Below are 22,656 nucleotides of genomic sequence, written 5' to 3' on the forward strand. Positions count from 1 at the left end.
GTCGGGAGTTGTAATCGGAAGCCTAACCCGGACCCTCCGGCGACGCCAGATCGTCATCGAACTTTCGCATTCAGGCGCGATTTTTTTCGTTTATCATCGCGCACGTTCGGTTATAAGCGGGCCGGATCCAGACAGGATTGGATGGCCTACCCATGAGCACGCTCCGCCGGCAACGCAACGTCAAGATCGTGGCAACCCTCGGTCCAGCCTCCGACAGCTACGAGATGATCAAGAACCTGTGGATCGCGGGGGCGGATGTGTTCCGGCTCAACATGAGCCACGGCACGCAGGCCGACATCGCCCGCCGCCACGGGATGATCCGCCAGCTCGAGAAGGAGATCGGGCGGCCGATCTCGATCCTCGCCGACCTGCAGGGGCCGAAGCTGCGCTGCGGCGTCTTCGCGAACGGACCCGTGACGCTGACCGAGGGGGCGAAGTTCCGCTTCGACCTCGATCCGGCGGAGGGGGACGAAAGCCGCGTCTGCCTGCCGCATCCCGAGATCTTCGAGGCGCTGGAGCCCGGCGCGACGCTGCTCGTCAACGACGGCAAGATCCGGCTGCGCGTCGCCGATTGCGCGCCCGACTATGCCAACATGATCGTCGAGGTCGGCGGCGACATCTCGAACCGCAAGGGCGTGAACGTGCCCGACGTGGTCCTGCCGCTGGCCGCGCTGTCGGAGAAGGATCTCAGCGACCTCGAATTCGCCTGCGAGCTTGGCATCGACTGGCTGGCGCTCTCCTTCGTGCAGCGCGCGGCGGACGTCTACGAGGCGCGCGAACTCGCCGACGGCCGCGCCGCGATCATGTCGAAGATCGAGAAGCCGGCGGCGGTGAAGGCCTTCACCGAGATCCTCGAGGCCTCGGACGGAATCATGGTCGCCCGCGGCGATCTCGGCGTCGAGCTACCGGTGCACGAGGTGCCGCCGATCCAGAAGCGGCTCACCCGCGGCTGCCGCGCGGTCGGCAAGCCGGTGATCGTCGCGACCCAGATGATGGAGAGCATGATCTCCGCCCCGGTGCCGACCCGCGCCGAGGTCTCCGACGTCGCCGCGGCGATCTACGAGGGCGCGGACGCGGTGATGCTGTCGGCCGAGAGCGCCTCGGGCGACTATCCGATCGAGGCGGTGACGACGATGGACAACGTCGCCATCTCGGTCGAGAGCGACCCGACCTACCGCCAGATCATCGAGGCGCAGCGCGTGCCCTTCCGCCAGCGGGTCTCGGACGCGATCACAGTCGCCGCGCGCGAGGTGGCCGAGACCACGCATGTGAAGGCGATCTGCTGCTATTCGCACTCCGGCACGACGGCGCTCCTGACCGCGCGCGAGCGGCCGCGGGTGCCGATCATCGCGCTGACCCCGCTCGCGCGGACCGCGCGGCGGCTGGTGCTGAGCTGGGGCGTGCATTGCGTGATCACCGAATCGGTCGACCGCTTCAAGCTCGCCGTCGTCGGCGCGGCCCGCGCGGCGCGCCAGTACGGTTTCGCGGGCGAGGACGACAAGATCGTGGTCACCGCCGGCATCCCCTTCGGCAAGCCCGGCACGACCAACATCCTGCGCGTCGCCCCCTGCAGCGAGCAGGCGATCTACGAGGGCGGCTCGGAGGATTGAGGCGGGCGGACACCTGTCCGCCGCTCCCGGCCCTTCGTGAAGGAAGGCGGACCGAGGTCCGCCCTACGGGCCGCGCTGGGATTCCTCGAGCACGTTCAGGTCCATGTGGTTGCGCATGTAGGCCTGGGAGGCGTCGCGAATCGGCTGGAAATCCCAAGGGAAATGCGCCCCCTCGCGCAGCGCCGCGTAGATGAGGCGCCGCCGCGCCTGGCTCGCGCGGACTTCCGCGTCGAAACGGGCGAGATCCCACCGCGCCTCCGCCATCTCGATGAGCCGGGCCAGCGTCTCCGCGTGAGCGGGATCGGCGGCCAGGTCCCGCAGCTCGGCCGGATCGGCGTCGAGACCGTAGAGCAGCGGCGGATCCGCCTCGCAGAGCACGAGCTTGTAGCGCCCTTCCCGCAGCGCGACGAGCGGCGCGACCGAACCCTCGGCGGCGTATTCCATCGCCACCGGCCCACGGTCGAGTTCCCCGCCGAGAAGCGACGGCGTGAGGTCCACCCCGTCGCAGTCGAGCGCCGGCGCGCCGCCGAGCGCGGCCAGGGTCGGCGCGATGTCGAGCGCCGAGACCGGCGTCGCGATCCGGCGGGGCACGATCCCCGGTCCCGCGAAGAGAAGCGGCACCCGCGCCGAGCCTTCGTGGAAGCCCATCTTGAACCAGAGACCGCGCTCGCCCAGCATGTCGCCATGGTCGGAGGTGAAGACGATCACCGTCTCCTCCGCCATGCCGGTCGCCTCCAGAACCGCGAGGATCCTGCCGATTTCCGCGTCGATGTAGGAGATGTTGGCGAAATAGCCCCGGCGCGCGTCGCGGATGTTCTCCCGCGTCACCGGCATCGCATCGTGCTCGCAGGCGTCGAGCAGCCGGCGCGAATGCGGGTCCTGATCCGCGTAGGGTATCGCCGCGACCTCGGGATCGAGCGCGGGGCAGTCGGCGTAGAGATCCCAGAACGGGCGGCGCGCGACATAGGGATCATGCGGATGGGTGAAGCTCACCGTCAGGCACCAGGGCCGCGGATCCTTGCGCCGGCAGAGGTCGCGGAGCCGCGCCTGGGCCTGGAAGGACACCTCGTCGTCGTATTCGAGCTGGTTGGTGATCTCCGCCACCCCCGCCCCGGTCACGGAGCCGAGATTGTGATACCACCAGTCGATCCGCTCGCCGGGCTTCCCGTAATCCGGCGTCCAGCCGTAGTCGGCCGGATAGATGTCGGTCGTCAGCCGCTGTTCGAACCCGTGCAGCTGGTCGGGACCGACGAAATGCATCTTGCCCGAAAGCGTGGTCTGGTAGCCCCCCGCCCGCAGCGCATGGGCGAAGGTCGGGATGTCGGCGGCGAATTCGGCGGCGTTGTCGTAGACATGGGTCCGGCTCGGCAAAAGCCCCGTCATGAACGAGGCCCGCGCCGGCGAGCAGAGCGGGCTCGCGCAATAGGCGTTCGCGTATCGCGCCGACCGTTCGGCGAGCGCGCGGAGGTTGGGCACGCGGAGGAAGTCCGCGGGCCCGTCCGGAAACAGCGTCCCGGTGAGCTGATCCACCATCAGGATCAGGAAATTCGGCCGTCGCATCGGAGTTCCGGCCTCAGAGCCCGAGCGCGGACTTGACCGCCGGCAGGCCCGGCTCGCCCGAGAGCGTCGTCACATCGGCGAGCCAGGTGTCGAGTTGGCCGGGATTGGCCGCGATCCATTCCTTCGCCGCGTCCTGCGCGGCCATGCCGTCGTCGAGGATCTTGCCCATCAGCACGTTCTCCATGTCGACGCTGAAGACCAGATCCTTGAAGAATTGCGCCGCGTTCGGGCATTGCTCGGCCCAGCCGGTCCGCGCCAGCGTATAGACCTCGGCGCCGCCGTAGTCGGGGCCGAAATACTTGTCCCCGCCCGAGAGGTAGGTGATGTCGAACTTCGTGTTCATCGGGTGCGGCGCCCAGGCAAGGAAGACGATCGCCTTCTCGCCCCGCTCCGCCCGCGCGACCTGCGCCAGCATCGCCTGCTCGCCCGATTCGACCAGCGTCCAGTCCTTGAGGTCGAAATCGCCGGAGTTGATCATGTTCTGGATGTTGGTATTCGCCGGAGCGCCGCTCTCGATCCCGTAGATCTTCGAATCGAACTCGTCGGCATGGGCGGAAAGGTCGGCGAAGTCCTTCACCCCGCCCTCGGCGACGTAGCTCGGCACGGCGAGCGTGAATTTCGCCCCCGTCAGGTTTCTCGTCAGCACCGCGGCGGCGTTGGAGGAGTCGAGATCGTCGCGGAATTTCTGTTGCGCCGGCATCCAGTTGCCGAGGAAGACGTCGATATCGCCCGATTTCATCGCTTCGTAGCCGATCGGCACCGAGAGCGTCTTCACATCCGGCTCATAGCCGAGCGCGTCCAGCAGCACGCTCGCCACGCCGTTCGTGGAGGTGATGTCGGTCCAGCCCGGATCCGACAAACGGATCGTGGCGCAGCTTTCGGGATCGGCGGCTCGCGCCATCGGGGCGAGGGCGGCGGCGAGGGCGAACGCTGAGGCGAGAAGCTTCATGAGGCGGGCTCCCGTTTCGGGTGGCTGCGTTGTCCGGGCGGGCGGCGTCCCGCCGGAGGACCGTCGGCGCGCGGGGGCGCCCTTCGGCCATTCGTGCGCGCCACTGATCGACTCGTCAATCAATAAACGCATCTTTCGCCGGCGCGCCCTTTCCGGAGGGGGAAGGCCGCGCTATCTACCGCGCGCGAAGGGGAGAGCGCGCATGCCCAGCATTGTTTCCATCGAGCAGGTTCGCAAGACCTATGCGACCGGCCTCACCGCGCTTCACGCGGTAGACCTCCGGATCGAGGAGGGCGAGATCCTCGCGCTGCTCGGTCCGAACGGGGCGGGCAAGACCACGCTCATCTCGATGACCTGCGGGATCTCGTCGATCACCTCGGGACGCATCACCGTCGGCGGCCACGACGTCGCCCGCGATTTCCGCGCCGCGCGCCGGATGATCGGGCTGGTGCCGCAGGAACTCACCATCGAGATCTTCGAGAAGGTGATCGACACGGTGCGCTTCACCCGCGGCCTCTTCGGCATGCCGCCGGACGAGGATTACATCCGGCGCCTGCTGACGCGGCTCTCGCTCTGGGAGAAGCGCGACGCGCGGATCCGCGAGCTTTCCGGCGGCATGAAGCGCCGGGTGCTGATCGCGAAGGCGCTCGCCCACCAGCCCCGCGTGCTCTTCCTCGACGAGCCGACCGCGGGCGTCGACGTCGATCTCCGCCGCGACATGTGGGAGATGATCGACGAATTGCGCGGCGATGGCACGACCGTCGTGCTGACCACGCATTACATCGAGGAGGCCGAGGCGATCGCGGACCGGATCGGCGTCATCAACCGCGGACGGATCCTGCTCGTCGAGGAGAAGGAGACGCTGATGCGCCGGATGGGCCGCAAGCAGCTCACCATCGAACTCGCCGAGCCGCTCGGCGCGGTTCCGGCCGAGCTCGCGAGCTACAATCTCGAACTTGGCGACGAGGGGCGGGAACTCGTCTACGCCTATGACAAGGCGGCCGAACGCACCGGCATCGCCTCGCTGCTCGCGGGGCTGACGGCGGCGGGGATCCGGATCAGCGATCTTCGAACCGCGCAGGATACGCTCGAGGACATCTTCGTCCACCTCGTCCGCGCCGAGGACCGCGAAGCCGAGCCCGAGGCGGCCGATCCCGAGGCGCGCGCGGCCGAACAGGCGGAGGTCTACCCATGAACTGGCGCGCCATCCTCGCGATCTACCGCCACGAGATCGCCCGCACGCTCCGGAGCATCACCCAGAGCATCGTCTCGCCGGTGATCTCGACCGCGCTCTATTTCGTCGTCTTCGGCGCGGCGATCGGCGGGCGGATCCAGGAGGTCGAGGGCATCCCCTACGGCGCCTTCATCGTGCCGGGGCTCATCATGATGACGGTGCTGACGCAGAGCGTCTCCAACGCCTCCTTCGGGATCTATTTCCCGCGCTTCACCGGCACGGTCTACGAATACCTCTCGGCGCCGATTTCCTATCTCGAGATCGTCACCGGCTTCGTCGGGGCGGCGGCGACGAAATCGCTCGTGATCGGGCTCATCATCTTCGCGACCGCGCATCTCTTCGTCGACCTGCCCGTGAAGCACCCGGTCTGGATGATCGGCTTTCTGGTGCTGACCTGCCTCAGCTTCAGCCTGCTCGGCTTCATCATCGGCATCTGGGCCGCCAATTTCGAGCAGTTGCAGGTGGTGCCGCTCCTCGTCATCACGCCGCTCGTCTTCCTCGGCGGCAGCTTCTACTCGATCAGCATGCTGCCCGGGATCTGGCGGACGGTCGCGCTCTTCAACCCGGTCGTCTATCTCGTCTCGGGCTTCCGCTGGGCGTTCTTCGGCTTCTCGGACGTCAATCCGGCGCTCTCGCTCGTCGCCGTTCTGGCCTTCATGGGCATCTGCCTCACGATCACCTGGTGGATCTTCCGGACCGGCTACCGCCTGCGGACCTGACGCCGCCCGATTGACAGCGCCCCCGGCGCGGCTAGATGGTCATGGCCAGTTCTCAGACCGCCTCCGGGACACCGCCATGACCGCGACCGCCGAGCCTCAGGCCGGCACGGACGAGGCGCGGACCGCCTATGCGATCCTCGCCGCGCTCTGCGCCTGCCATCTCCTGAACGACACCATCCAGTCGCTCCTGCCCGCGATCTATCCGGTGCTGCGCGAGAACTACGCGCTCACCTTCACCCAGATCGGCGTGATCCAGTTCGCGGCGCAGGCGACCGCCTCGCTGCTGCAGCCACTGGTCGGCGCCTATACCGACAAGCGCCCGAGCTTCCGCCTGCCGCCGCTCGGCATGGCGGCGAGCCTCGCGGGGCTGATCCTGCTCGCCTCCGCCCATGCCTACGAGATGCTGGTGCTCGCGGCGATGCTGGTCGGCGTCGGCTCGTCGATCTTCCACCCGGAGGCCTCGCGCAACGCCCGCGACGCCTCGGGCGGGCGCTACGGTTTCGCGCAATCGGTGTTCCAGGTCGGCGGCAACGCCGGCACCGCGCTCGGGCCGCTGCTCGCGGCCTTCATCGTGCTGCCCTTCGGCCAGGGGAGCATCACCTGGTTCGCGGGCCTCGCGCTGATCGGCATGGCGCTGCTCTGGCATGTCGGCACCTGGGCCAAGGCGCGCCATCTCGCCGCCCGCGCGCGCCGCGCGGCGCCCAGGGTCTCGGCCCTGTCACCCGGTCGGGTGCGCTGGATCGTCGGGCTGCTGCTGCTGCTCATCTTCTCGAAACACGTCTACATCGCCAGCATGGCCTCCTATTACACCTTCTTCCTGATCGACCGCTTCGGGACCGGGGTGCGGGAGGCGCAGCTGCTGCTCTTCCTCTTCCTCGGCGCGCTCGCGGTCGGCACTTACGTGGGCGGGCCGATCGGTGACCGGATCGGGCGCAAGCGGGTGATCTCGGTCTCGATCCTCGGCGTGCTGCCCTTCACGCTGATGCTCCCCTACGCGCCGCTCTGGGGCGTGGCGCTCCTGACGGTGATCATCGGCCTCCTGCTCGCCTCCGCCTTTCCGGCCATCGTCGTCTACGCGCAGGCGCTGCTGCCCGGGCGGGTCGGCATGGTCTCCGGTCTCTTCTTCGGCTTCGCCTTCGGCGTCGCGGCGATCGGGGCGGCGATGATCGGCGCGCTCGCCGACAGGATCGGCATCGGGGCGGTGTTCCAGCTGACCGCGCTCCTGCCCGCGATCGGCCTGCTGACGCTGCTCCTGCCGGACGAGACGCGGCTCACCCGCCCGGCGAACCCGGCATGAGGATGCGGCTGAAGCTTTCCGCGGCGGAGCTCGCGGAGTACATCCGGGAGGTCTTTCCCGAGGTCGGGGACCGGTTCGAGATCCTCGACCTCGAACCGGGCGGGATCCGGCTCCGGATGACGGCGACGGCGGCCGATCTTCGTCCCGGCGGCACGGTCTCGGGGCCGGCGATATTCATGCTCGCCGACTGCGCCTTCTATTTCGCGCTGCTCGGCGCGATCGGCCGGGTGCCGCTCGCGGTCACCACCAGTGCCTCCATCGACTTCATGCGCAAGCCCGCGCCCGGCGGATTGATCGCCGAGGCGCGCCTGCTGAAGCTCGGCCGGACGCTCGCCGTCGGCGACGTGCTGCTCTTCGCCGGCGGCCAGCCGGAGCCCATCGCGCGCGCGAGCTTCACCTATTCGATCCCGCGCCCGGCGGATCCGGCGTGAGATTTCTTCTCACCCTCGTCATCGCGGTACTGATCGTCGCGCTGGTCACGCGCGCGGGGAGCGTCTGGCGGCTCCTGATGATCCTGCTCGGCCTCGCGGCGCTCTATACGGTGCTGAAGCTCACCGGACTCGTCGACTCCTTCGACCCGCGCGGAATGGGCTTCCTGTGAATATCTCTTGGGGTATCTGAATACCTTTATCGTAATCCATTGATTTCAAATACGTAATTTCAGCATGACGCCGTTGACGTGGCGCGCGGAATCGGTAGAAAGGCGCCTCGTTCGCAACAGGTCGAAAGGTGCCTCACGTGCCCCCCGACCAGACGGGCCAGACACGGGATTGAAACCATGAAGACCTATTCCGCCAAGCCGGCCGATTTCGACAAGAAATGGGTCGTGATCGACGCCGAGGGGCTGGTGCTGGGCCGGCTCGCGAGCCTCGTGGCCATGCGGCTGCGCGGCAAGCACAAGGCCACCTTCACCCCGCACATGGACATGGGCGACCATGTCATCGTCATCAACGCCGAGAAGGTGCAGATGACCGGCAACAAGCGCGCCGACAAGCGCTACTACTGGCACACCGGCTATCCGGGCGGCATCAAGCACCGCACCGCCGGCCAGATCCTCGAGGGCCGCTTTCCGGAGCGGGTGATCGAGAAGGCCGTGCAGCGCATGCTGCCGGGCGGGCCGCTCAGCCGCGCGCAGATGGGCCACCTGAAGGTCTACGCCGGCGCCGAGCATCCGCACGCCGCCCAGAGCCCGGAGGCGCTCGACGTCGCCGCCATGAACCCCAAGAACACGCGGAGCGCCTGATCATGGCCGAACTCACCTCTCTCGATCAGCTGAAGGACGCGGTCATCGCGGCCCCGGTCGCCGAGGCCGCCGCTCCGACCCGCGAGCCGAAGCGCGACAGCCTCGGCCGCTCCTACGCGACCGGCAAGCGCAAGGACGCGGTCGCCCGCGTCTGGATCAAGCCGGGCTCCGGCAAGGTCACCGTGAACGGCAAGGAGATCGAGGTCTACTTCGCCCGTCCCGTGCTGCGCATGGTGATCGGCCAGGCCTTCACCGTCGCGGGCGTCGAAGGCCAGTTCGACGTGATGGCGACCGTCAAGGGCGGCGGCCTCTCGGGCCAGGCCGGCGCGGTCAAGCACGGCATCAGCCAGGCGCTGCAGCTTTTCGAGCCGAGCCTGCGCCCGGCGCTGAAGGCCGCGGGCTTCCTGACCCGCGACAGCCGCGTGGTCGAGCGCAAGAAGTACGGCAAGCGCAAGGCGCGCCGGAGCTTCCAGTTCTCCAAGCGCTGATCCTTCGGTCAGTTCGGGATATTCAGGATGGGCGCCGGATCTTCCGGCGCCCATTCGGCTTTTCGGAGGGATGCCATGGCCGCCGAGACATCGAAGACCCTCGTCGCCGGTTTCATAGAACGAATCTGGAACGAGGGCGCGGTCGCGGATGTCGGGCGCTTCGTCGCTTCGGCCTATACGGTCCTGCACGACCCCGGAGACCCCTGGGATGGGCGCACGCTCGACCGGGCAGGTTTCGCGGAGCGCGTGGTCCGGTCGCGGGCGCCCTTCCCCGACCAGCGGTTCGAGATCGTCGACCTGCTCGGCGAGGGGGACCGGGTGGCCCTGTCCTGGCTGTGGTCCGCGACCCATCTCGGTGACATTCCCGACTTCCCGGCGACCGGCCGGCGGATCGCCATGTCGGGCCTCACGATCTATCGGACGACGCCGGAGGGACTCGACGGGCACTGGCAGGTCAGCGATCGGCTCGGTGTCTATCGCCAGCTTCTCTCCAACCGGGCGGGGACGGCATGAAGACCATCGGCCTGATCGGCGGCATGAGCTGGGAGAGCTCGGCTGAGTATTACCGGATCATCAACCAGGAGGCCGCGAAAGCCCTCGGCGGCACGCATTCGGCGCGGAGCCTGATGCTCTCCGTCGATTTCGCCGAGATCGAGGCGGCGCAGCACCGGGGCGACTGGGACGCGCTCGAAGCGGAGATGGTGGCCGCGGCGCGGGCGCTCGCGGCGGGCGGGGCGGATTTCCTCGTGCTCTGCACCAACACGATGCACCGTTTCGCGGATGCGATGGAGGCCGCGGCCGGGCTCCCGCTGCTCCATATCGCGGATCCGACGGCGGAGGCGATCCGCGCCGACGGCTTCTCCCGCGTCGGCCTGCTCGGCACCGCCTTCACGATGGAGCAGGAGTTCTACAAGGGCCGCCTCGCCTCGCGCCACGGGCTCGACGTGCTGGTGCCCGAGGCGGAGGACCGGGCGCTGGTCCACCGGGTGATCTACGAGGAACTCGTGCTCGGCGTGGTGCGCGCGGAGTCCCGCGCCGCCTATGCCGGGGTGATCGCCCGGCTCGTCGCGCGGGGCGCCGAGGCGGTGATCCTCGGCTGCACCGAGATCATGCTTCTGGCGCGGCCGGAGGACAGCCCGGTGCCGATCTACGACACGACCACGCTGCACGCGCGCGCCGCCGTCGCCGCGGCCCTGGCCTGAGCCGTCAGACCGCGCTCGCCCGCGCGTCGGCGATGTAGATCTCGCGCAGCCGCGCCGCGACCGGCCCCGGCGCGCCGCTTCCGACCGGCAGGCCGTCGATCTCGATCACCGGGGTGACGAAGGAGGAGGCGGAGGTGACGAAGGCCTCGTCGGCCGCCTTCGCCTCCTCCACCGTGAAGGCCCGTTCCTCCAGCGTCATCCGGGCTTCCCGCGCCAGGCGGAGCACGGCGGCGCGGGTGATGCCGTGCAGGATCGAGTGCGACAGGTCGCGGGTGATGATCGAGCCGCCCGCCACGACATAGGCGTTGTTCGAGGTGCCCTCGGTCACGAACCCGTCCTCGACCATCCAGGCGTCGTCCTTGCCCGCCTTCTTCGCCGCCATCTTGCACATCGAGGCCGCGAGAAGCTGCACCGTCTTGATGTCGCGGCGCCCCCAGCGGATGTCGGGCTGGGTGATGATCCGGATCCCCCGCCGGGCAGCGGGCTTGTCGACGAGCGCGGCGGCCTGGGTGAAGGACACCACCGAGAGCGGCGTGCCCTCCGGCGGAAACAGGAAATCGCGATCCGCCGCGCCCCGCGTCACCTGCGTATAGACCATCCCCTCGTCGAGCGCGTTCCGCGCGACGAGGTCGCGATGCGTCGCGAGGAACTCCGCCTCCGCCATCGGCATTTCCATGTCGAGCGCGCCGAGCGAGCGGCGGAGCCGCGCCATGTGGCCCGCGAAATCGACGAGCTTTCCGCCTAGAACCGAGACCACCTCGTAGACGCCATCGGCGAAGAGGAAGCCGCGGTCGAAGACGCTGACCCGCGCCGCCTCCTCCGGCACGTATTCCCCGTTCACGAATACCATGCGGCTCATGCTCATCCCCAGAGTTCGGGCGTGCCCGGATGCACGCCGGCTTCGTCATATGCGAGCGGATGCGCCCGGTCATGCGCGAGCAGCAGCGGCCCGTCGAGATCGGTCAGCGCCGCGCCCTGCGCCACCAGCACCGCCGGCGCCATCGCGAGCGAGGATCCGACCATGCAGCCGACCATGATCCCGTAACCCGCCGCCCGCGCCGCGTCCCTGAGCGCCAGCGCCTCGGTCAGCCCGCCGGTCTTGTCGAGCTTGATGTTGACCATGTCGTACTTGCCGATCAGCCCGTCGAGCGAGGCGCGGTCGTGGCAGCTCTCGTCCGCGATCACCGGGAGCGGCCGCGCCATCTCCGCGAGTGCCCCGTCGGCGCCGGCGGGCAGCGGCTGCTCCACCGCCTCGACGCCGAGGCGGACCAGCGCGGGGGCGAGCTGGGCGTAGAGATCCGCGCTCCAGCCCTCGTTCGCATCGACGATGATGCGCGACTTCGGCGCCCCGTCCCGCACCGCCTCGAGCCGGGCCATGTCGCCCTCGCCGCCGAGCTTGATCTTCAGGAGCGGCCGATGCGCGTTCCTGCGCGCCGCCTCCCGCATCACCCAGGGCTCCGCGAGCGAGAGGGTGAAGGCGGTGATCCTGGGTTCCGGCTCGGAGAGCCCGGCGAGCTGCCAGACGCGCCGGCCCGCGCGCTTCGCCTCCCGGTCCCAGAGCGCGCAATCGACCGCGTTGCGCGCCGCGCCGGCGGGCAGCAGCCCGGCCAGCGCCTCCCGGTCGACCCCCTCGGGCAGCCCCCGGATCTGCGCCGCGACGCTCCCGAGCGTCTCGCCGTAGCGCGCATAGGGCACGCATTCGCCCCGCCCCGCCGCGCCCTCGCCCTCCGCGGTCACGGTCAGCACCCGCGCCTCGGTCTTCGACCCGCGGCTGATCGTGAACACCTCCGCGAGCGGAAACGTCTCCTCGGCGACGGTGAGCCTCACGTCAGCGCGTCCACGAGACGGCCGGCGCCGGTCCGGAACGGATCGACGGTCGGCAGGCCCATCAGCTGCTCGATCGAGGCGAGATAGTCCTCCGCCTCCGCGGCCGCGAGCCCGGCGGTGTTGATCGAGATGCCCGCGACCCGGACCTCCGGATTGACGATCCGCGCGGTGGCGAGCGCGAGATCGCGCAGCGCCTCGAGGCTCGGCGGCGGATAGTCGGGCAGGCCGCGCATATGCGTCCGCGTCGGCTCGTGGCAGAGAATGAGCGCGTCGGGCTGGCCGCCGTGGATGAGCGCCAGCGTGACGCCGGAATAGGAGGCGTGGAACAGGCTCCCCTGCCCCTCGATCAGGTCCCAGTGATCGGGATCGTTGTCGGGCGTCAGCCATTCGATCGACCCGGCCATGAAATCCGCGACCACGGCGTCGAGCGGCACGCCCCCGCCGGTGATCAGGATCCCGGTCTGGCCGGTGGCGCGGAAGGTCGATTTCATCCCGCGCCCGCGCATCTCGCGGTCCATGGCGAGGGCGGTGTACATCTTGCCGACCGAGCAGTCGGTGCCGACCGCGAGGCAGCGCCGGCCGCGCCGCCGCCTGCCGTTCGCGATCGGATAGCGGGTCTCGGGCACGCGCACGTCGTGGAGCCCGCGCCCGGTCGCCATCGCGGTCGCCATCAGTTCCGGCTCGTCGCGGAGCAGGTTGTGCAGGCCGGAGGCGAGGTCGAGCCCGTGCTCCATCGCCGCGCGCAGCACCTCGATCCAGGCGGGCGAGATGACGCCGCCCCGGTTCGCGACCCCGACGACCAGCGTCCTCGCCCCCGCGGCGGCCGCCTCGGCCAGGGTCATGTCCGGCAGGCCCATGTCCGCCGCGCAACCCGCCATGCGGAACTGCCCGACCGAGGCCTCCGGCCGCCAGTCGCGGATCCCTTGCGCCACCTTCGCCGCCAGCGCGTCCGGCGCGTCGCCGAGAAAGAGCAGATAGGGGCCGTCGATCATCGCATGCTCCGTCGCATCGGGAGGGGAGGCCCGCCGCCCGGGCGAAGGTTTCCCAGCCCGCGCCGCGCGTCAAGGCCTCCGCGAGGGCGGCTCGCCCCCGGGGTCATCCGGGATCATCGCCCGGAAGGCGAACTGGTTCCCGTCGGCGCGGCGCCCGCCTCAGCCCGCGCCGCGGATGTCGGCGGCGAGGCGGATCGGCCCCTGCCCGCCGAGGCGCGCGCGATAGATCTGCGTCCCCTCGAGCACGCGCATCACGTAGTTGCGCGTCTCCGAATAGGGAATGCTCTCGATCCAGATCACCGGATCGACCGCCGGGTCGCGCGGGTCGCCAAGCTCCGCGATCCACCGGTCGACCCGGCCCGGCCCGGCATTGTAGGCGGCGGTGGCGAGCACGTAGGAGCCGCCGAACCGCCCGAGCATCCGCGCCAGATAACCGGTGCCGAGCCGGGCGTTGTAGATGGGATCGCTCGCGAGCCGCGCCCCGTCGTAGGGCAGGCCCTCGGCCTCGGCGACGGAGCGGGCGGTCGCGGGCATCAGCTGCATCAGCCCGCGCGCGCCCGCGCCGCTGCCGGCGCGCGCGTTGAATTCCGATTCCTGCCGGGCGATCGCCATCGCCCATTCGGTCGGCACGGCCCAGGTCGCGCCCGCCATCCGGTGCGGCGGATAGTATTGCGCCGGCAGCACGATCCCCTCGGCGGCGGCGTCCTTGGCGACGCGAAGGCCGATATGCGGCCGGCCGCTGTCGATCGCCATCTGCGCCAGCGCGGCGCGGTCCGCCGCCCCCCGCCCCTCGGCGGCCTGGCGGAAGAAGCGCGTGGCATTCGCATCGTCGCCCGCGAGCAGGAAGAGGCTCGCCGCCCGCGCCACCGGGCGCGCGGCCGCGGGCATGTCCTGCCAGTCCGGCACCGCGCCCGCCGCCACGAGATCGGCGTCGAAACCGATCCCCGCCTCCTCCGCGGCGAGCTGGCCGTAGAAGCTCGTTTGGTACCTCGCCCCTTCGCGGAAGGCCGCGGCCGCCGCCTCGGGGGCGCCCGCCGCCGCCTCGGCCCGGCCGATCCAGTAGAAGGCCCGGCCGAGGCTGATCGGCGTGCCGGCGAGACCCCGGAAGGTCCGGAAATGGCCGAGCGCGCGCTCGGGATCGTCCATCCGCGTCAGCGCGATGAAGCCGGCGAGCCATTCCGACTCGGCGTAATCGGCGCCCGAGGTGCCATGGCCGGAGGCCGCGAGGCCATAGGCCGTGGCGACGTCGCCCCGCTGGAGCGCGTCGCGCGCAAGCCCCGCGCGGCGCTCCATCCACATCTCCGGCCGGCCGAGCGTCGCCGCGGAGCCGGAATGGGCGAGCATGTAGGCGCCCGCCTCCTCCCAGCGGCGCTGCTTGACGCGGTAGAGATAGCGCTCGTAGGCGAGGCCCGGATCGTTGGCGAGGCTCTCCGGCACCGCCTCGATCAGCGCCATCAGCCCGTCGGAATCGCGCCGGACCGCGATCCGGGCGCGGCCGAGCGCGCGCCAGTCCTCCGGGACCAGCGGCAGCATCCGCTCCGCCTGGTCGGTCAGCCCGCGCCAGAGCAGCATGTCGAGCCGCTCCACGTCATGCGGCGCGACCTCCGGCTCCCAGGCGGCCTGGATCGCGACCTGCTCGGCCGGGCTCATCGAGAGGGTGGTCCAGGCCGCGACGATCGCCCGCGCCCCCTCCGCGCCCCGAGCGAGCGCCGCGAGCGCGTCGGCGTAGCGGAGCGCGCCGGAAGGCGTGAGCGGCGCCTCGTCGCCGAAGAAGGCGACCACCGCCTCGGGGGCCAGATCCGCGGGGATCTTCGCCTCGGCCCGCGCGCGGATCCGGTCACGCTCGGGCCAGTCGGCGTCGCGCGCGAGGAAATCGGCGTATTCGTCGAAACCGGCGACGCCATCGACCAGCCGGACCCAGAGGATGATGTCGGCGCCGACGCCCGCGTCCGCCGCCCGCGCCCGGGCGAGCGCGGTGGTCCAGTCGCCCGCGCGCGCCTTGCCCATCGCCTCGGTGAGCGCGCGGCCGTCGGGCGGCGAGGCCTCCGCCCTCGGCTCGTTCGCCGGCGCGAGGGCGAGCGCGCCGAAAACCGCCGCGAACAGCGCCGGAGCGAAGAGGAGGGAGAGCTTCGGGTTCATGCGGTGCCTCGGGACCTCTGGCGCCCGGGTTGGCGCGGGCGCAAGGGCCCGGCGTCCCGGATCGTCGTCGCCCCGCAGGATACCAGAGCCGCGCGCCGGAGTCAGGGCCGGGGTAAGGGCCGGGAACCGCGATCCCGCGCTTGCGGCGGCCGGGTTTCGCGACTAGGTTCGCGCCGGTTTTCGGGAGGCCGCCCAGGGTCGGGCGGCTCCCCTTCGGGAGGCTCAGCCATGCAGTTCAGAGGATCGATTCCGGCTCTCATCACCCCGTTTCGCGACGGCGCGGTGGATGAGAAGGCGCTGGTCGACCTGGTGAACTGGCATGTCGACGAAGGCACCCATGGGCTCGTCGCGGTCGGCACCACCGGCGAGACGCCGACGCTCACGCATGAGGAGCACGAGCATGTCATCGAGCTCTGCGTGCGGACGGCCGCGGGGCGGATCCCGGTGATCGCCGGCGCGGGCTCGAACAACACCGAGGAATCGGTGAGCCTGATGCGCTTCGCCAAGAAGGTCGGCGCCGACGCGGCGCTGGTCGTGACGCCCTATTACAACAAGCCGAGCCAGCGCGGCCTCTACCACCATTTCCGGACGCTGCACGACGCGGTCGAACTGCCGATCATCATCTACAACATCCCCGGCCGCTCGGTCGTCGACATGACACCCGCGACCATGGGTGAGCTTGCGAAGCTGCCGCGCATCGTCGGCGTCAAGGACGCGACCGGCGACATCACCCGCGTCTCGGACACGCGGATCACCTGCGGCAAGGACTTCATCCAGCTGTCGGGCGAGGATGCGAGCGCGCTCGGCTTCAACGCCCATGGCGGGGTCGGCTGCATCTCGGTGGTAGCGAACATCGCGCCCCGGCTCTGCGTCGAGTTCCAGCAGGCGATGCTGGACGGGAACTTCCGCGCCGCGCTCGAATATCAGGACCGGCTGATGCCGCTGCACCGCGCCGCCTTCGCCGAGCCCAACCCCTGCCCGACGAAATACGCGCTGTCGCTGCTCGGGAAATGCACCGACGAGGTCCGCTCGCCGATGGTTCCGCTCGAGGAGCCGACGAAGGAGCGGATGCGCGCGGCGATGCGCCACGCCGGTCTCATCGACTGAGGCGCCGGCCAGGAGGCCCGGCGGCCACCATGGCGGCCGTCGTGGCTGGACAGGCGGCCCCGGGCTCACTACATCGCCGGGACCATGGCCGAGAAACGCGCGAACAAGCAGAAGATCGTCGCCGAGAACCGCAAGGCGCGGCACAACTATTTCATCGAGGATGATCTCGAGACCGGGATCGTCCTCGAAGGGTCGGAGGTGAAGAGCCTCAGGACAGGCAAGGCGAACATCGCCGAGAGCTACGCCTCGGTCGAGGATGGCGAGCTCTGGCTCATCAACGGCTACATCCCCGCCTATGACCGCGCCCGCTCCTTCGGCCACGAGGAGCGGCGGCGGCGCAAGCTTCTGGTGACGAAGCGCGAGCTCTCGAAACTCTGGCAGGGCGTCGGCCGCGAGGGCATGACGCTGGTCCCGCTCGAGCTCTATTTCAACGAGAAGGGCTATGCGAAGCTGAAGCTCGGCATCGCGAAGGGCAAGAAGATGGCCGACAAGCGCGAGACCGAGAAGAAGCGCGACTGGGACCGCCAGAAGGCCCGGCTCCTGCGCGAGCGGGGGTGACGCGCCCGCGCGGAACGGCCCGTGCTCAGTCCCTCTCGCCCCGGCGCGCGCTCCGCACCGCGGCGAGCGTCGCCAGTCCGACGATCCCCAGACCGAGCATCTTGCCGAATCCGGTCTTGCCCCCGGTCGCGCCGCCGAGCGCCGTCATCATCGCGAGCTGCTTGAGACGGCCCCGCATCTCGTCGCGTTCCTCGGCGAGGCGCCGGTGCTTGCGGTCCGCCGCCTTCATCAGGACGATCACGATGGCGCCGCAGAGAAGCGCCGCGCCGGCCATGATCAGGAAGGCGTAGAGCAGGCCCACGACCGCGGTGAGCGCCGTGGTCGCGGCGGCGAGCCCGAAGACGAGCACCAGAAGCCCGAAGAAGGCGAGGATCCCGGCGTAGGCGAGCTTCCTGCCGGCATGGGATCTCATCTCTCCGACCTGCGCGGTGAAGAGCGAGATGAACAGACGGGCGATGGTCAGCATCAGCGCCGCGCGAGGAAGCCGAACAGGAAGCCGAGAATCGCGGCGATCCCGAGCGCGCGCCAAGGATAGGCGCGCGTCGCATCCGCGATGTCCTGCTCAAGCGCGCGCAATTCCTTGGCCGCGCCGTCGAGCGCCGCCTCGCCGGCGGCGATGCCGTGCGTGAGCGTCTCGTTATGGGTGATCGCATGCACCCGTTCGCGCCCGATCCTCCCCACGTTCTCGACGAGACCCGCGAGTTCGGAGCGCAGCTTGCCCACCTCCTCGGTGATCGCGTTCATGTCCTGCTCGGCGGCCTGCCCGGCCTCGGTCCGCGATTCGGTGTTCATGCCTGTCCCTCCTGCATGCCCGCGCGAGGCTAGGACCGCCGCGCGGGCGCGGTCAACCTTCGCCGGACAAACGCCGGCCCGCGCGGTGGGTTCCCGCCCTGGCGGCGCTCAGACGAAGCGGTTCACGAGATTTTCCAGCCGCTCCTGCCTGCCCGAGCGCGGTTCCGGCTCGATCCCGTCGCGCTCGACCCAGTCGGCGATCGCGCCGAGGTCCATGCCGAGCATCTCCGTCGCGTCCGGCCGGTCCCAGCCGGCGTAGCGCTCGGCCAGCGCGCGGTCGAGGCCGCCGTCCTCGACGATCGCCGCGGCCGAGAGCAGCGCGCGGGCGCAGACATCCATGCCGCCGACATGGGCCGCGATCAGATCCTCCGGATCGAGCGACTGGCGGCGCAGCTTCGAATCGAAGTTGAAGCCCCCGGACCCCAGGCCACCCGCCTTCAGGATGTGATAGAGCGCGAGCGTCATCTCCGGGTGGTTGTTCGGGAACTGGTCGGTGTCCCAGCCGGACTGGTAGTCGTTGCGGTTCGCGTCGACGCTGCCGAGGATGCCGAGCGCGGAGGCGAGCGCGATCTCGTGCTCGAAGGAATGGCCGGCGAGAACGGCGTGGCCGACCTCGATATTGACCTTCACCTCCTTCTCGAGCCCGTAGCGCCGGAGGAAGCCGTAGACCGTCGCGACGTCGTGGTCGTACTGGTGCTTGGTCGGCTCCTGCGGCTTCGGCTCGATCAGGATCGTGCCCTGGAAGCCGACGCGGTGCTTGTAGTCGACGACCATCGCGAGGAAGCGGCCGAGTTGGTCGAGCTCGCGTTCGAGATCGGTGTTGAGCAGCGTCTCGTAACCCTCGCGCCCGCCCCAGAGCACGTAGTTCGCGCCGCCGAGCCGATGGGTGACGTCGAAGACCGCGCGGACCTGGGCGGCGGCGTAGGCGAAGACCTCCGGGTCCGGATTGGTCGCGGCCCCCGCCATGTAGCGGCGGTTCGAGAAGAGGTTGGCGGTGCCCCAGAGCAGCTTGCGGCCGGTCTTCTCCATCTTCTCCGCGAAGATGTCGGCGATCTCGCGCAGGTTGCGGTTCGATTCCGCGAGGCTGTGCCCCTCCGGCGCCGCGTCGCGGTCGTGGAAGCAGAAGAAGGGGGCGTCGAGCAGGTCGAGCATCTCGAAACAGACATCGGCCTTCAGCCGCGCCGCCTCCATGCCGCCGTCGAACCAGGGGCGCGCGAAGGTGCGCCCGCCGAACGGGTCGCCCCCCTCCCAGGCGAAGCTGTGCCAGTAGGCGACGGCGAAGCGCAGATGATCCTCCATGCGCTTGCCGAGCACGAGCCGGTCCTTCTCATAGTAGCGGAAGGCGAGCGGGTTCGCGCTGTCGGGGCCTTCGTACCTCACCGGGGCCAGCCCCTGGAAGAAGTCGCTCATCGGCTCAGATCTCCTTTGTCGCGGGGTAGAGGGCCCGGTAGCGGGCATATCCGTCGGCATAGCGCGCGACGGCGCAACGCTCGGGTTCGATGACGGCTCGGATCGCCGGCGGGGCGCAGACCCGGTGCGGATCCGCCCCCTCCGCCGCGCAGATGGCGAGCCGGGCCGCGCCGAGCGCGCCGCCGACGTCGGCGTCCGCGGGGATCTCCAGCGGGCGGTTCAGCACATTGGCGATGATCCGGAGCCAGGTCTCCGACCGCGCCCCGCCGCCGACCGCGAGCGCCGAGGCGAAGTCGGTCCCCGCCGCGCCCAGCGCCGCCTGGCAGTCGGCGAAGGCGTAGGCGACGCCCTCCATCACCGCCTGGGTCAGATCGGCCGGGCCATGGCTCTGCGACAGCCCGGTGAAGGCGCCCCGCGCATTGGCGTCGTTGTGCGGCGTCCGCTCGCCGGAGAGATAGGGCAGGAAGGTGATCTCCGAGGGCCGGTCGACCGGACCAAGCCCGGCGGCCAGTTCCGCCGGCCGCTTGCCCGTGATCCGCGCCAGCCATTCGAGGCTGTCGGAGGCCGAGAGGATCACGCCCATCTGGTGCCAGGTCTCCGGGATCGCGTGGCAGAAGGCATGGACCGCGCCCCTCGTGTTCGGGGAGAAGCGGTCGTTCGAGACGAAGAGCACCCCGGAGGTGCCGAGCGAGACGAAGGCGGAGCCGGGCGTGACCACGCCGACGCCGCAGGCCGCGGCCGCGTTGTCGCCCGCGCCGCCCGCGACCACCACGGGCCCGCGGCAGCCCCAGCGCGCGGCGAGTTCGGGACGCAGGTCGCCCGAGGGTTCGGACCCCTCGACCAGCCGGGGCATGTGCCCCCGGTTCAGCCCGCTCGCCTCGAGCAGGTCGTCCGACCAGTCCCGCGCCGCGACGTCGAGCCAGAGCGTGCCGGCCGCGTCCGACATGTCGGAGACATGGTGCCCGGTCAGCCGGAACCGGACGTAGTCCTTGGGCAGCAGCACCGTGTCGATATGGGCGTAGACCTCGGGCTCGTGGTGCTTGAGCCAGAGGATCTTCGGCGCGGTGAAGCCCGGCATCGCGATGTTGCCCGCGATCTCGCGCAGCCGCGGCTCGGCCGCCTCGAGCGCCGCGCATTCCGCCGCCGCGCGCCCGTCGTTCCAGAGGATCGCGGGCCGCAGCACCTTGTCGTCGTGGTCGAGGCAGACCGCGCCGTGCATCTGCCCCGAAAGACCGATGCCGCGCAGCCCGTCGAGCGGACGCTCGGCGGCGAGCGCGTCGACCGCGCGCTCGACCGCGCCCCACCAGGCCTCCGGATCCTGTTCCGACCAGCCCGGATGGGGCCGCTGGACCGTCAGCGCCTCGCTCGCCTGGGCGAGCAGGCGCTGGTCGCCGTCGAAAAGCACGGCCTTCACCGAAGAGGTGCCGATGTCGATGCCGATATACATGCGTATTCCCCCGGGTTTCCCCGCTCCTCAGACGCTGGTCTGGGGCGTAGGCTTCTTTCCGAGGATGATCATGCCGAGGATATCGTCCTCCGTCACCTCCCCCACCCGCTCCGTTCCGACGAGCTGGCCGTTCTTCATCACCGTGACGCGGTCGCAGAGGTTCATCACGTCGTGAATGTCGTGGGAGATCAGGAAGATGCCGATCCCCTCGGATTTGAGCTGCTCGATGAGCTCGCCCACCATCTGCGTCTCGCGCACGCCCAGCGCGGCGGTGGGCTCGTCCATGATCAGGATCCTGGCGTTGAAATAGACCGCGCGCGCGATCGCGACCGACTGCCGCTGCCCGCCCGAGAGCGCCTTCACCGGCGCGTGGAACTTCTGGAAGTTCGGATTGAGCCGCTTCAGGATCTTGCGGGTCTCCGCCTCCATCGCGTCGTCGTCGACGAAGCCCATCGGCGTCACGATCTCGCGGCCGAGGAAGAGGTTCGAGGCCGCGTCGAGATTGTCGGCGAGCGCGAGCGTCTGGTAGATCGTCTCGATGTTGTAGCGCCGCGCGTCGCGGGGCGAGCGGATCTCGGCCTTCTCGCCATTGATCAGGATCTCGCCCGAATCGGCGTGATAGGCGCCGGAGAGGATCTTGATCAGCGTCGACTTGCCGGCGCCGTTGTGGCCGAGCAGGCCGACGACCTCGCCGGGATAGAGATCGACGCTGACATGATCGACGGCGCGCACGCCGCCGAAGCTGATGCAGATGTCGCGCATCTCGACGAGCGGGGTCTCTCCCTGGCGGGTGGCGGCGCTCATAGGCCGAACCTCCGGCGGTAGATGATGTCGATGACCACGGCGAGGACCAGCACCACGCCGACCACGATGGATTGCAACGGCGCGTCCACGCCCACCATCGCCATGCCCGACTGCAGGCTCTGCATGATGAGCGCGCCGATCACCGCGCCGTGGATCGTACCGATCCCGCCCGAGAGCGCCGTGCCGCCGATCACCGCGGCGGCGATCACGCGCAATTCGTCGAGCGTGCCGAGATCGTTGCCGACCGAGCCGAGGCGCGCCGAGGAGATGACCGCCGCGATCCCGGTCAGCGCGCCCATCAGCGCGAAGATCTTCAGCGTGAGCCAGCGGATGTTGATACCCGAGAGCTCCGCCGCGTCGGGATTGCCGCCGGTGGCGAAGACGTAGCGGCCGAAGCGGGTGCGCCGCGCGACCACCGTCATCACGACGGCGACGACGAGCAGGATCACGACCGGGATGGCGACGCCCTGCGCCATGTCGATCGGCCCGTCCGGGACCGGCTCGCCCCGCGCCTGCAGGATGCGCTTCGCCGCGCTCTCGGGCACGGGATAGGCGTTCATCAGCGCGACGAAACCGAGGATGCCGGCCGCGACGATGCCCGCGACCGTCGCCTCGGCCCAGAGCGGCTTCACCGGAAAGCCGTGGTGCGCGCGGCGCTTGCGCGCGTTGAAGATGAGCGCGATCGCGGCGAGGGTCGCGGCGATCCCCAAGCCCCAGCTCCAGGTCGCGCCGAGCGAGCCGCCGGCGCCGCCGCCGAGGCGCTTGAAGGTCGCGTCGAGCGGCGCGATGGTCTGCCCGCTCGTCACCCACCAGGCCGCGCCGCGCCAGACCAGCAGGCCGCCGAGCGTGACGATGAAGGCCGGCACGTTGAGATAGCCGATGATCCAGCCCTGGAAGCCGCCGATCAGCGCGCCGAAGAGGATGCCGACGATCACGGTGAGGATCCAGATCGCCGCGCTTCCCTCGCCGAACACCCCGGGCAGGACGTGGAGCTGCGTCACGCCCATGATCATGCCGACGAAGCCGAGCATCGAGCCGACGCTGAGGTCGATGTGGCGCGTCACGATCACGAAGACCATGCCCGTCGCCATCACCGCGACCGAGGCGGTCTGGACCGAGAGGTTGAAGAGGTTGCGCGGCGTCAGGAACCGGCCCCCCGTGAAGATGTCGAACACGATCCAGATCACGAAGAGCGCGCCGATCATGCCGACGAGGCGCAGGTCGATGCCGAGTTGCTTGAAGGCCTTGCCGAGGCTCATGTCGTCGGTCTCCGGTCAC

The 22,656-nt window shown here is 69.9% G+C and carries 24 protein-coding genes; 12 read left to right on the forward strand and 12 right to left on the reverse strand.

What is annotated here, in order from left to right:
- Positions 1 to 152: 152 nt before the first annotated feature.
- The gene (gene pyk / locus FJM51_RS14790; RefSeq protein WP_140454911.1) at positions 153 to 1,610 is read left to right on the forward strand and encodes a pyruvate kinase; all 1,458 of its coding nucleotides are present in this window, start codon (positions 153 to 155) and stop codon (positions 1,608 to 1,610) included.
- Positions 1,611 to 1,673: 63 nt separating this feature from the next.
- Here pyk and betC read toward each other — a convergent pair whose 3' ends face one another.
- Both betC and choX read right to left on the reverse strand, forming a co-directional pair.
- Complete coding sequence (betC, locus tag FJM51_RS14795) at positions 1,674 to 3,170, reverse strand: choline-sulfatase (RefSeq protein ID WP_140454912.1); 1,497 nt, start codon at positions 3,168 to 3,170, stop codon at positions 1,674 to 1,676.
- A 13-nt stretch (positions 3,171 to 3,183) separates the two neighbouring features.
- Positions 3,184 to 4,119: a choline ABC transporter substrate-binding protein gene (gene choX / locus FJM51_RS14800; RefSeq protein ID WP_140454913.1), complete on the reverse strand. Its 936-nt coding sequence runs from the start codon at positions 4,117 to 4,119 to the stop codon at positions 3,184 to 3,186.
- A 202-nt stretch (positions 4,120 to 4,321) separates the two neighbouring features.
- On the opposite strand from choX, the gene FJM51_RS14805 reads away from it, so the two are divergent.
- The 9 genes from FJM51_RS14805 (at position 4,322) to FJM51_RS14840 (ending at position 10,302) form a co-directional block, all read left to right on the forward strand.
- Positions 4,322 to 5,314: an ABC transporter ATP-binding protein gene (locus FJM51_RS14805; protein ID WP_140454914.1), complete on the forward strand. Its 993-nt coding sequence runs from the start codon at positions 4,322 to 4,324 to the stop codon at positions 5,312 to 5,314.
- Positions 5,311 to 6,072, forward strand: coding sequence for an ABC transporter permease (locus FJM51_RS14810; protein WP_140454915.1), 762 nt, complete (start codon positions 5,311 to 5,313; stop codon positions 6,070 to 6,072). Before FJM51_RS14805 ends, FJM51_RS14810 begins: the two co-directional genes overlap by 4 nt.
- A 76-nt stretch (positions 6,073 to 6,148) precedes the next feature.
- On the forward strand, positions 6,149 to 7,369 hold the full coding sequence (locus tag FJM51_RS14815; RefSeq protein WP_140454916.1) for an MFS transporter: 1,221 nt from the start codon (positions 6,149 to 6,151) through the stop codon (positions 7,367 to 7,369).
- Positions 7,370 to 7,371: 2 nt separating this feature from the next.
- Positions 7,372 to 7,800, forward strand: coding sequence for a PaaI family thioesterase (locus FJM51_RS14820; protein WP_140454976.1), 429 nt, complete (start codon positions 7,372 to 7,374; stop codon positions 7,798 to 7,800).
- Positions 7,797 to 7,970: a hypothetical protein gene (locus FJM51_RS23810; protein WP_181164568.1), complete on the forward strand. Its 174-nt coding sequence runs from the start codon at positions 7,797 to 7,799 to the stop codon at positions 7,968 to 7,970. Before FJM51_RS14820 ends, FJM51_RS23810 begins: the two co-directional genes overlap by 4 nt.
- Before the next feature lie 177 nt (positions 7,971 to 8,147).
- A complete protein-coding gene (gene rplM / locus FJM51_RS14825; RefSeq protein ID WP_140454917.1) occupies positions 8,148 to 8,612 on the forward strand; it encodes a 50S ribosomal protein L13 in 465 nt (154 codons plus the stop codon).
- Between the two features lie 2 nt (positions 8,613 to 8,614).
- A complete protein-coding gene (gene rpsI / locus FJM51_RS14830; protein ID WP_140454918.1) occupies positions 8,615 to 9,100 on the forward strand; it encodes a 30S ribosomal protein S9 in 486 nt (161 codons plus the stop codon).
- 75 nt (positions 9,101 to 9,175) lie between these two features.
- The gene (locus FJM51_RS14835) at positions 9,176 to 9,613 is read left to right on the forward strand and encodes an ester cyclase (protein WP_140454919.1); all 438 of its coding nucleotides are present in this window, start codon (positions 9,176 to 9,178) and stop codon (positions 9,611 to 9,613) included.
- Positions 9,610 to 10,302, forward strand: a complete 693-nt coding sequence (locus FJM51_RS14840; protein WP_140454920.1) for an aspartate/glutamate racemase family protein — start codon at positions 9,610 to 9,612, stop codon at positions 10,300 to 10,302. Before FJM51_RS14835 ends, FJM51_RS14840 begins: the two co-directional genes overlap by 4 nt.
- Before the next feature lie 4 nt (positions 10,303 to 10,306).
- On the opposite strand, the gene FJM51_RS14845 is transcribed toward FJM51_RS14840, so the two are convergent.
- The 4 genes from FJM51_RS14845 to FJM51_RS14860 all read right to left on the reverse strand — a co-directional run bounded on the left by FJM51_RS14845 (position 10,307) and on the right by FJM51_RS14860 (position 15,260).
- On the reverse strand, positions 10,307 to 11,161 hold the full coding sequence (locus FJM51_RS14845; RefSeq protein WP_140454921.1) for a D-amino-acid transaminase: 855 nt from the start codon (positions 11,159 to 11,161) through the stop codon (positions 10,307 to 10,309).
- A gap of 2 nt (positions 11,162 to 11,163) precedes the next feature.
- Positions 11,164 to 12,129 carry an N-acetyl-D-Glu racemase DgcA gene (gene dgcA / locus FJM51_RS14850; RefSeq protein WP_140454922.1) on the reverse strand — a complete coding sequence of 322 codons (966 nt, stop codon included), beginning with the start codon at positions 12,127 to 12,129 and terminating at the stop codon, positions 11,164 to 11,166.
- Positions 12,126 to 13,121, reverse strand: coding sequence for an N-acetyltransferase DgcN (gene dgcN / locus FJM51_RS24440; RefSeq protein WP_140454923.1), 996 nt, complete (start codon positions 13,119 to 13,121; stop codon positions 12,126 to 12,128). The genes dgcA and dgcN overlap by 4 nt, the downstream gene beginning before the upstream one ends.
- A 159-nt stretch (positions 13,122 to 13,280) precedes the next feature.
- On the reverse strand, positions 13,281 to 15,260 hold the full coding sequence (locus tag FJM51_RS14860) for a lytic transglycosylase domain-containing protein (RefSeq protein WP_140454924.1): 1,980 nt from the start codon (positions 15,258 to 15,260) through the stop codon (positions 13,281 to 13,283).
- Positions 15,261 to 15,488: 228 nt separating this feature from the next.
- Between FJM51_RS14860 and dapA the strand changes: the two genes are divergently transcribed.
- Complete coding sequence (dapA, locus tag FJM51_RS14865; RefSeq protein WP_140454925.1) at positions 15,489 to 16,367, forward strand: 4-hydroxy-tetrahydrodipicolinate synthase; 879 nt, start codon at positions 15,489 to 15,491, stop codon at positions 16,365 to 16,367.
- A gap of 84 nt (positions 16,368 to 16,451) precedes the next feature.
- Positions 16,452 to 16,925, forward strand: coding sequence for an SsrA-binding protein SmpB (gene smpB, locus FJM51_RS14870; RefSeq protein WP_140454926.1), 474 nt, complete (start codon positions 16,452 to 16,454; stop codon positions 16,923 to 16,925).
- Between the two features lie 25 nt (positions 16,926 to 16,950).
- Here the strand turns inward: smpB and FJM51_RS14875 are convergent, their stop codons facing one another.
- The 6 genes from FJM51_RS14875 to FJM51_RS14900 all read right to left on the reverse strand — a co-directional run bounded on the left by FJM51_RS14875 (position 16,951) and on the right by FJM51_RS14900 (position 22,637).
- Complete coding sequence (locus FJM51_RS14875; RefSeq protein ID WP_140454927.1) at positions 16,951 to 17,391, reverse strand: hypothetical protein; 441 nt, start codon at positions 17,389 to 17,391, stop codon at positions 16,951 to 16,953.
- Complete coding sequence (locus tag FJM51_RS14880; protein ID WP_140454928.1) at positions 17,391 to 17,717, reverse strand: ElaB/YgaM/YqjD family protein; 327 nt, start codon at positions 17,715 to 17,717, stop codon at positions 17,391 to 17,393. Before FJM51_RS14880 ends, FJM51_RS14875 begins: the two co-directional genes overlap by 1 nt.
- A 108-nt stretch (positions 17,718 to 17,825) precedes the next feature.
- Positions 17,826 to 19,127: a xylose isomerase gene (gene xylA, locus FJM51_RS14885; protein ID WP_140454929.1), complete on the reverse strand. Its 1,302-nt coding sequence runs from the start codon at positions 19,125 to 19,127 to the stop codon at positions 17,826 to 17,828.
- Between the two features lie 4 nt (positions 19,128 to 19,131).
- Positions 19,132 to 20,574: a xylulokinase gene (gene xylB / locus FJM51_RS14890; protein WP_140454930.1), complete on the reverse strand. Its 1,443-nt coding sequence runs from the start codon at positions 20,572 to 20,574 to the stop codon at positions 19,132 to 19,134.
- Between the two features lie 27 nt (positions 20,575 to 20,601).
- Positions 20,602 to 21,378 (reverse strand): ATP-binding cassette domain-containing protein, encoded by a 777-nt coding sequence (locus FJM51_RS14895; protein WP_233713135.1) that lies wholly within the window; start codon positions 21,376 to 21,378, stop codon positions 20,602 to 20,604.
- A complete protein-coding gene (locus FJM51_RS14900; RefSeq protein ID WP_140454931.1) occupies positions 21,375 to 22,637 on the reverse strand; it encodes a sugar ABC transporter permease in 1,263 nt (420 codons plus the stop codon). The genes FJM51_RS14895 and FJM51_RS14900 overlap by 4 nt, the downstream gene beginning before the upstream one ends.
- Positions 22,638 to 22,656: the final 19 nt, after the last annotated feature.

It is taken from the genome of Amaricoccus solimangrovi (assembly GCF_006385685.1).
Lineage (GTDB): Bacteria > Pseudomonadota > Alphaproteobacteria > Rhodobacterales > Rhodobacteraceae > Amaricoccus > Amaricoccus solimangrovi.

Coding starts and splice junctions, on each gene's coding strand:
- dapA (WP_140454925.1), top strand. CDS start 15,489: ATGCAGTTCAGAGGATCGATTCCGGCTCTCATCACCCCGTTTCGCGAC.
- pyk (WP_140454911.1), top strand. CDS start 153: ATGAGCACGCTCCGCCGGCAACGCAACGTCAAGATCGTGGCAACCCTC.
- xylB (WP_140454930.1), bottom strand. CDS start 20,574: ATGTATATCGGCATCGACATCGGCACCTCTTCGGTGAAGGCCGTGCTT.
- FJM51_RS14875 (WP_140454927.1), bottom strand. CDS start 17,391: ATGCTGACCATCGCCCGTCTGTTCATCTCGCTCTTCACCGCGCAGGTC.
- FJM51_RS14845 (WP_140454921.1), bottom strand. CDS start 11,161: ATGAGCCGCATGGTATTCGTGAACGGGGAATACGTGCCGGAGGAGGCG.
- dgcN (WP_140454923.1), bottom strand. CDS start 13,121: ATGATCGACGGCCCCTATCTGCTCTTTCTCGGCGACGCGCCGGACGCG.
- betC (WP_140454912.1), bottom strand. CDS start 3,170: ATGCGACGGCCGAATTTCCTGATCCTGATGGTGGATCAGCTCACCGGG.
- rpsI (WP_140454918.1), top strand. CDS start 8,615: ATGGCCGAACTCACCTCTCTCGATCAGCTGAAGGACGCGGTCATCGCG.
- rplM (WP_140454917.1), top strand. CDS start 8,148: ATGAAGACCTATTCCGCCAAGCCGGCCGATTTCGACAAGAAATGGGTC.
- choX (WP_140454913.1), bottom strand. CDS start 4,119: ATGAAGCTTCTCGCCTCAGCGTTCGCCCTCGCCGCCGCCCTCGCCCCG.
- FJM51_RS14820 (WP_140454976.1), top strand. CDS start 7,372: ATGCGGCTGAAGCTTTCCGCGGCGGAGCTCGCGGAGTACATCCGGGAG.
- FJM51_RS14895 (WP_233713135.1), bottom strand. CDS start 21,378: ATGAGCGCCGCCACCCGCCAGGGAGAGACCCCGCTCGTCGAGATGCGC.
- xylA (WP_140454929.1), bottom strand. CDS start 19,127: ATGAGCGACTTCTTCCAGGGGCTGGCCCCGGTGAGGTACGAAGGCCCC.
- FJM51_RS14840 (WP_140454920.1), top strand. CDS start 9,610: ATGAAGACCATCGGCCTGATCGGCGGCATGAGCTGGGAGAGCTCGGCT.
- FJM51_RS14835 (WP_140454919.1), top strand. CDS start 9,176: ATGGCCGCCGAGACATCGAAGACCCTCGTCGCCGGTTTCATAGAACGA.
- smpB (WP_140454926.1), top strand. CDS start 16,452: ATGGCCGAGAAACGCGCGAACAAGCAGAAGATCGTCGCCGAGAACCGC.
- FJM51_RS14815 (WP_140454916.1), top strand. CDS start 6,149: ATGACCGCGACCGCCGAGCCTCAGGCCGGCACGGACGAGGCGCGGACC.
- FJM51_RS14805 (WP_140454914.1), top strand. CDS start 4,322: ATGCCCAGCATTGTTTCCATCGAGCAGGTTCGCAAGACCTATGCGACC.
- FJM51_RS14860 (WP_140454924.1), bottom strand. CDS start 15,260: ATGAACCCGAAGCTCTCCCTCCTCTTCGCTCCGGCGCTGTTCGCGGCG.
- FJM51_RS14810 (WP_140454915.1), top strand. CDS start 5,311: ATGAACTGGCGCGCCATCCTCGCGATCTACCGCCACGAGATCGCCCGC.
- FJM51_RS14880 (WP_140454928.1), bottom strand. CDS start 17,717: ATGAACACCGAATCGCGGACCGAGGCCGGGCAGGCCGCCGAGCAGGAC.
- FJM51_RS14900 (WP_140454931.1), bottom strand. CDS start 22,637: ATGAGCCTCGGCAAGGCCTTCAAGCAACTCGGCATCGACCTGCGCCTC.